The sequence below is a fragment of the Micromonospora sp. NPDC049089 genome, from assembly GCF_040648775.1.
In the GTDB taxonomy this organism is placed as follows: Bacteria; Actinomycetota; Actinomycetes; order Mycobacteriales; family Micromonosporaceae; genus Micromonospora.
On sequence record NZ_JBEZEH010000073.1, the window covers coordinates 22,560 to 29,328 of the forward strand.

The following is a 6,769-nucleotide window of genomic DNA, read 5'->3' on the forward strand; positions in this document are numbered from 1 at the left end:
AGTTGCGGTGCCCGGTCGGCCGACGCACCCGCTGACCAGCGAGTGCGTCGGACCGTCGGGTGTTGTTGCGGGTCAGCGAAAGCGTGACCTCAGTACGTGCGCCAGCTCAGCGCGTGCGTCTGCTCAGCGCGTGCGCCAGCTCAGCGCGTGCGCCTGCGGATCAGCAGGGCGATCCCGGCGAGGCCGACGGTGATGGTCAGCATCACGCCGACGTTGAGCAGCAGCAGGCGTTGCAGGTCGCCGAGCGCCTCGTCGAGGTCCTTCGCCGGGTCGAGCGTGTCCTCCGGGAGAACGCGCTCACCGCCGCCCGCGCCGCCACTGACCGTGTCGAACTGCCGCTCCAGCGGCACACCGGCGGTGCGCAGGGTCTCGGACATGCTGAGCCGGCCCAGGAACCAGCCGGCGCTGGTCTTCCGGCCGTCCGGCTGCTTCGCCGGCCGGAAGACGCGAGGGCCGCCGATCGCCTTGGGGTAGAGGTCGTAGGTCTGCTTCGGCGTCTCGCCGGCGAGCACCACGACGGTGTACTTCGGACCGAGGTTGGCTGCCTTCGGACCGGTCGGCATGCCGGTGCGCGCGAGGAAGTTGACCTGGTCGATGACCGCGCCCACGAGAGCGGGCTCCTTCTCCGCGCGCAACCGCAGCGGTGCGGGCAGCCCCGTGCCGGTGATGTCCACTCCGGCGGGTGCCGGCTTCGGCGCCGCCGAGGCCGAGCCGGCGGTGCCAAGCGACAGCAGTGCTACCGCCAGCGTGCCCGCCAACACGGCGGCCAACCGCCTCACGTGTCGGACCATCCCGCCTCCTCGCCCCGTTCGATGGATGGCTTCGTCGTAACGTCTGGACCGACCTGCCGGTGTGGCATCGACCGGATGGTCGCGTCCACTCCTACAGACTCCGCAGAACGTCGATGAGTTGCAGCTTTCGGAACAGTAATTGGAACTATCTGCGATCTCTGCTCGACTAATGAGGAGCCGTTTGATCAGCGGGCGGATCGTACCCTTACGGAGGGGTTCATGGGGGGCAGGGTTACACGTACGGTGCGGGTCGTGCCAGTGGTGCTCGGCGTGGCGTTCGGTGTGTCGTTTTTGGTGCCGGCGACTCCGGCCGCCGCCCACAACCAGCTGACCGGCAGCAACCCGCGCGACGGCGCCCGCGTGGCGTCGGCACCCGCCCGGGTCGAGCTGCGGTTCCTCGCCAAGCCGTCGCCGACTACGACGAAGATCACAATAACCGGACCGGACAATGTGGTCGCTGGCGGGACTCCCGCCTTCGACGGCAGTCGGGTGCGGGTGCCGTTCAAGCCGGCCGCAGCCGGGCTCTACATCGTCGGCTACCAGCTCGCGTCGTCTGATGGGCACCCGGTGAAGGGCGAGGTGCGGTTCACCCTCACCACCGGCACCGCAGCCGACCCCACTGCCTCGCCGTCGGCCACCGCCGGAACCAACCCGGCGAGCTCGCCCTCGGCTGGCGCGTCGGCCGTCGGCGTACCCTCCGCCGGCTCGCCGTCGGCGGCACCCGGCAGCTCGACGGCCTCCCCGGTGCCGGCCGCCTCGGAGCAGTCCGACTCCGGCAGCCGCTGGTGGATCTGGGCTGTCGGCGGCCTGCTGCTGCTCGCCGCACTCGCGGCCGGCCTGTTTTTCCGCCGCCGCCGAGACACCGCCTAGTCGATCATCTGATGCCCGGTCGGTCCCGAATCCGACCGGGCATCATCGTTCCCGGGGCCGAGCTGGCCCTGCTCCGCGATCTTGCACTTCCTGTCCCGACACAAGGGGCATTCCACCCATGTCGACAACCGAAATTGCAAGATCGACGCGCTGGGAGGTGGGAGCGGCGCGCGGGGGCGGGGACCGGGGGGGTTAGACCAGGCGTAGGCGGGCGGCGCGGATTCGGGTCAGGGTGCGCTCGCGGCCGAGCACCTCCAGCGACTCGAACAGCGGCAGACCCACTGTGCGACCGGTGACCGCGACCCGCACCGGCGCCTGCGTCTTGCCGAGCTTGAGGCCCCGCTCGGCGCCGACCGCCTCCAGCGTCGACTTCAACGACTCGGCGTCCCAGGACTCCAGCGCCTCGAACGCCGCGACGGCGTCGTCCAGCAGCTCGGCGGAACCGTCCTTCATCGTCTTGGTCCAGGCGGCCTCGTCGATCAGCGGTGAGGCCAGGAAGAGGAAGTCGACGTTCGGCACGATCTCGCTGAGCACCGCGATCCGCGTCTGGGCCAGCGGCGCCACGGCGGCGAACGCGTCGGCGTCGAACTCGTCCGGCTGCCACGGCGGCGGCGCGATGGTTCCGGTGCCGGTCAGCCACGGCTGGCAGGCGTCGATGAACTCGGCCACCGGCAGCGCGCGAATGTACTCGCCGTTGAACGCGCGCAGCTTCTTCTCGTCGAAGAACGCCGAGGAGAGGTTGACCTCGTCCAGCCGGAACTCGTCCTCGATGACCGACCAGGGAACGATCTCCCGGTCGCCGGAGGGGGCCCAGCCGAGCAGCATGAGGTAGTTGCGCATCGCGCCGGCCAGGTAACCCTCGTCGCGGTACGCCTCCAGGGCGACCTTGTCCCGGCGCTTGGAGAGCTTCTGCCGCTTCTCGTTGACCACCACCGGCACGTGTGCCCAGATCGGCGGCTTGACCCCGAGGGCTTCCCAGAGCAGCTGCTGCTTGGGGGTGTTGGGCAGGTGCTCCTCGGCCCGGATCACGTGGGTGATCCCCATCGTCATGTCGTCGACGACGTTGGCCAGCAGGAAGACCGGCGAGCCGTCACCGCGGGCGATGACGAAGTCCTCGATGAGCTTGTTCTCGAACGTGGGCTCACCGCGGATCAGGTCGACCACCACTGTCGCGCCCTCGTCGGGCGTACGGAAGCGCAGGGCGTGCCCGGGGCCGGGCCCGAGGCCACGGTCGCGGTGGTAGCCGTCGTAGCCCTGGTACTGCGAGCCGGTGCGGGCCTGCACGTCCTCGCGGGTGCAGTCGCAGTAGTAGGCGCGGCCCGACTCGTACAGGCGCGCGGCGGCGGCCCGGTGCTCCCCGGCGTTGGCCGACTGGAAGTACGGGCCCTCGTAGCTGCCCCGGGAGATCCCGATCCAGTCCAGCGCGGAGAGGATGCCCTCGGTCCACTCGGGCTTGTTGCGCGCCGCGTCGGTGTCCTCGATGCGCAGCACGAACACGCCGCCCTGCTGCTTGGCGTAGATCCAGTTCTGCAGCGCCGAGCGGGCGCCGCCGACGTGGAACATACCGGTCGGGGAAGGGGCGAAGCGCACACGTACTGTCACGTCCCCCAGCCTACGGCGCTCCGCGACTGCATTCCGCCACCGCCCCCCACGGCTCAGGGGACCGAGCGGATCTTGACGACCAGCGCGCTGCCGAGCAGGGTGACCACGGCGGTGACCGCGTAGAGCGTGGGATAGCCGCCCAGGTACACCACGAGCGGGGCGGAGAGCGCCGGGCCGAGCACCTGCGGCGCCGAGTTGGCGATGTTGATGACGCCCAGGTCCTTGGCCCGGTCGGTGGCCCGGGGCAGCACCTGGGTGATCAACGCGGCGTCCACCGAGAGGTAGACGCCGTAGCCGGCGCCGAGCAGCAGCGCCGCGACGATCGCCATCGGCCAGACCGGCGCGACCGCGAGCAGCAGCGCCGCCACCGCCATGATCAGCCCGGAGACGATCACGTAGATCTTGCGGCGGCCGGAACGGTCGGACAGCCGGCCGGCGACCACAGCTGTCAGCATCATCCCGAGCGTGTAGAGCAGGATCAGCACCAGCAGGCCGCCCTCGGGGTCGGGGTGGCGCACCCCATCGCTGAGGAAGTACAGCAGGTAGAGGGTGCCCAGGGCGTTGCCCAACTGGACCAGGAACCGGGTGATCCAGGCCCAGGCGAAATCCGGGTGCCGGCGAGGGCTGATCCACATCGAGGCCAGCAGCGCCCGCGTCCGGATCGCCGGCCGATGGGTACGCGGCAGCGGTTCGTCGGGGGTGAGCAGCGCGAACGGCAGCGACAGCAGCAGGACGGCCACGGCGATGGCCAGGTAGCCGGCGGCGTTGCCGGTGACCACTGCGGTGACCAGCACCGCGCCGAGCACCAACCCGAGCGCCTGCGGGATGCCCACCCACCCCGAGACGCCGCCGCGCTGCCGCACCGGGACCCGGTCGGGGATGGCGGCGCTGAGGCTGGCCAGCATCGCGTTGAAGCAGACCTGCGCGGCGACCCAGCCGAGGGCGACGCCGAGGATGGTCCGCTGCTGGGCCAGCAGCACCAGGGCCGCCGCACCGAGCACGGCCCCGCCCGCCGTCCAGACGTGCCGACGGCCGAAGTCGCGGCCGGCGATGCGCAGGCAGGTCCGGTCGGAGAGCGCGCCCGCCAAGGGGTTGGCGAGCACCGCGGCCAACGCGCCGAGGCCGGTGACCACGGCCAGCATGTTCTCCTTGTCGCCGGGCGCGATCTGCTCGATCTGCTGCGGCAGCAGCACCTGGATGGGCGTGAAGAACGCCATCCACACGCCGAGGTTGGCCGCGAAGATCAAGCCGATCCAGCTGCGCCGCACCGGCACCGTCGGCTCGGCGAGCGCCGCCGGCAGCGACGCCGGCGTTGGGTCGAGGGTGGTCACCGCGCCGGCCCCGGCCGGCTGGCCGCGATCACGTCCCGCAACCAGGTGTACGACGACTTCGGCGTACGGGTCTGGGTGGGGTAGTCGACGTGTACCAGCCCGAAGCGCTTGGTGAACCCTTCGGCCCACTCCCAGTTGTCCAGCAGCGACCAGACGAAGTACCCGCGGACGTCCACCCCGTCGTCGATGGCGGCCCGGACCGCCCGCAGGTGCCCGTCGAGGTACGCGATCCGTTCCGGGTCGGCCACCTGCCCGTCGGCGTCGGGCGCGTCGTCGTACGCGCAGCCGCTCTCGGTGATCTCGATGGGCGGCAGCGCGTCGCCGTAGGTGTCGCGGAGCCAGCCGAGCAGCTCGTGTAGCCCGTCGGGGTCCACCGGCCAGTCGAAGGCGGTACGCGGGTAGCCGTCGAGCGGCACGAGGTCGAACGGCAGGGGTGAACCCTCCTCGGCTGCCCGTACACCGGTGGGGTTGTAGTAGTTGACCCCGAGCACGTCGATCGGCGCGGCGATCGTGTCGAGGTCGCCGGGGTGGATGACGCTCGGATCGAAGCCGGGCAGCTCCGGATAGCCGCGGCCGAGCAGCGGGTCGGTGAAGAGCCGGTTGTGCAGCGCCTCGTACGCGGCCCCGGCGGCCCGGTCGGCGTCGCGGTCGCCGAGCACCCGCACCGGGGAGTAGTTGTTGGCGATCGCCACCGGGCTGGCGGTGTGGGTCCGCAGCGCGGCGACCGCGAGCCCGTGCCCGAGCAGTTGGTGGTGGGCGACCGGGAAGGCGTCGAACAGCAGCATCCGGCCGGGGGCGTGCACACCCATGCCGTAGCCGAGGCTCATGTGGATGAACGGCTCGTTGAGGGTGATCCAGAGCCGGACCCGGTCGCCGAGGCGAGCGGCGGTCTTCTCGGCGTACTCGGCGAAGCGGGCGGCGGTGTCCCGGTGCATCCAGCCGCCGGCGTCTTCGAGGGGTTGCGGCAGGTCCCAGTGGTAGAGGGTGGCCACCGGGTCGACTCCGGCGGCCAGCAACTCGTCCACGAGGCGGTCGTAGAAGTCCAGGCCGGCCGGGTTGGCCGGGCCGGCGCCGGTGGGCTGGACCCGGGGCCAGGCGATGGAGAACCGGTACGCGGAGACGCCCAGGCCGGCCAGCAGCGCCACGTCCTCGGTGTGTCGGTGGTAGTGGTCGCAGGCCACCTCGCCGCTGCTGCCGTCGCTGATCCGCCCGGGGGAGCGCGCGAAGGTGTCCCAGATGGACGGAGCGCGACCGTCGGCGGTGGTGGCCCCCTCAATCTGGTGGGCCGATGTGGAGACGCCCCAGCGGAAGCCGGTGGGGAACTGGGGCATCGGTGCGGTCGACATGCGCCCTCCCGGTCAACGTGAAACGTGTTCGGGACTTTAAAGCGCTCTTGATGAATGCGCCATAGGCCGCCCTGGCGTAATCCGCAATGGTTGATCGGCGTGTCTTTTTCCGAACCCGTCCGGGTAAGTCCGATTTAGCGCATAGAGTGCCGATATCGTGGGATGTCCTCACCGGAGGAAAGACGGAAATGATCCTCGTGGAACGCAGTGCGCACGTGGCGGCGCCAATTGAAGTGGTCTGGGATGTCGTGCAGCGGGCCGAGCAGTTGCCGGCCTGGCTGGCCGGGGTCCGAGCGGCCGAAGTGCTCTCGGGAGAGGGCTTCGGGCGGCGACAACTCGTCCAGGCTGGGCGCGGCTCGGCGCATGAGGCCGAGGTGATCGCCTACCAGGAGCCGACGCTGATCGGCTGGCGGGAACGAGCCAAGGGCGCTGGATCTCGGGCGGAGGCGCGCACCGAGATCTACGTCCAGCTCACCGGAGACGAGGAGGAGGGCGGGACCATCGTGCGCCTCATCGTGGTCCGCTGGCCGGCCGGCCCGGTCAAGGCGGCCATGCTGCGCCTCGGACTGCGTCGGGTCGGCGCCGACCTGGAGGACTCGCTGGCCCGGCTCACCGACCTGGCCGCCGTCGGCTGACGAGCGCCCATCCTCCCGGCGTCACCCGCGACGGCGGTGGTCCGGATCCCCGCCAGGGCCCCCGGACCACCGCCGCTCCGTACCCCCGACCGCAGTTGGGTTGGGCCGTAGCCGCAGAAGGGGGCGGGGGGGGGTGGGGGGGGGCCCCCGTCGGTGGGGGGGGGGGTGGGGGTGGCGGGCCCGCTCGGCCCCCC

Annotated in this window: 6 protein-coding genes; 2 read left to right on the forward strand and 4 right to left on the reverse strand. The window is 71.2% G+C overall.

The genetic code is table 11. The features are described from left to right. Positions 1-140: 140 nt before the first annotated feature. Positions 141-791 (reverse strand): hypothetical protein, encoded by a 651-nt coding sequence (locus AB0B48_RS15050; RefSeq protein WP_357201114.1) that lies wholly within the window; start codon positions 789-791, stop codon positions 141-143. A 252-nt stretch (positions 792-1,043) separates the two neighbouring features. Between AB0B48_RS15050 and AB0B48_RS15055 the strand changes: the two genes are divergently transcribed. After that, a complete protein-coding gene (locus AB0B48_RS15055; RefSeq protein ID WP_357201117.1) occupies positions 1,044-1,661 on the forward strand; it encodes a copper resistance CopC family protein in 618 nt (205 codons plus the stop codon). Between the two features lie 192 nt (positions 1,662-1,853). Here the strand turns inward: AB0B48_RS15055 and gltX are convergent, their stop codons facing one another. The 3 genes from gltX to AB0B48_RS15070 are packed head-to-tail and all read right to left on the reverse strand — an operon-like array spanning position 1,854 to position 5,940. Continuing rightward, a complete protein-coding gene (gltX, locus tag AB0B48_RS15060) occupies positions 1,854-3,263 on the reverse strand; it encodes a glutamate--tRNA ligase (protein ID WP_357201120.1) in 1,410 nt (469 codons plus the stop codon). Positions 3,264-3,316: 53 nt separating this feature from the next. After that, positions 3,317-4,594, reverse strand: coding sequence for an MFS transporter (locus AB0B48_RS15065; RefSeq protein WP_357201123.1), 1,278 nt, complete (start codon positions 4,592-4,594; stop codon positions 3,317-3,319). Continuing rightward, positions 4,591-5,940 carry a GH1 family beta-glucosidase gene (locus AB0B48_RS15070; RefSeq protein WP_357201126.1) on the reverse strand — a complete coding sequence of 450 codons (1,350 nt, stop codon included), beginning with the start codon at positions 5,938-5,940 and terminating at the stop codon, positions 4,591-4,593. Before AB0B48_RS15070 ends, AB0B48_RS15065 begins: the two co-directional genes overlap by 4 nt. A 188-nt stretch (positions 5,941-6,128) precedes the next feature. Between AB0B48_RS15070 and AB0B48_RS15075 the strand changes: the two genes are divergently transcribed. Continuing rightward, complete coding sequence (locus tag AB0B48_RS15075) at positions 6,129-6,575, forward strand: SRPBCC domain-containing protein (RefSeq protein WP_210783445.1); 447 nt, start codon at positions 6,129-6,131, stop codon at positions 6,573-6,575. The last annotated feature ends 194 nt before the right edge of the window (positions 6,576-6,769 follow it).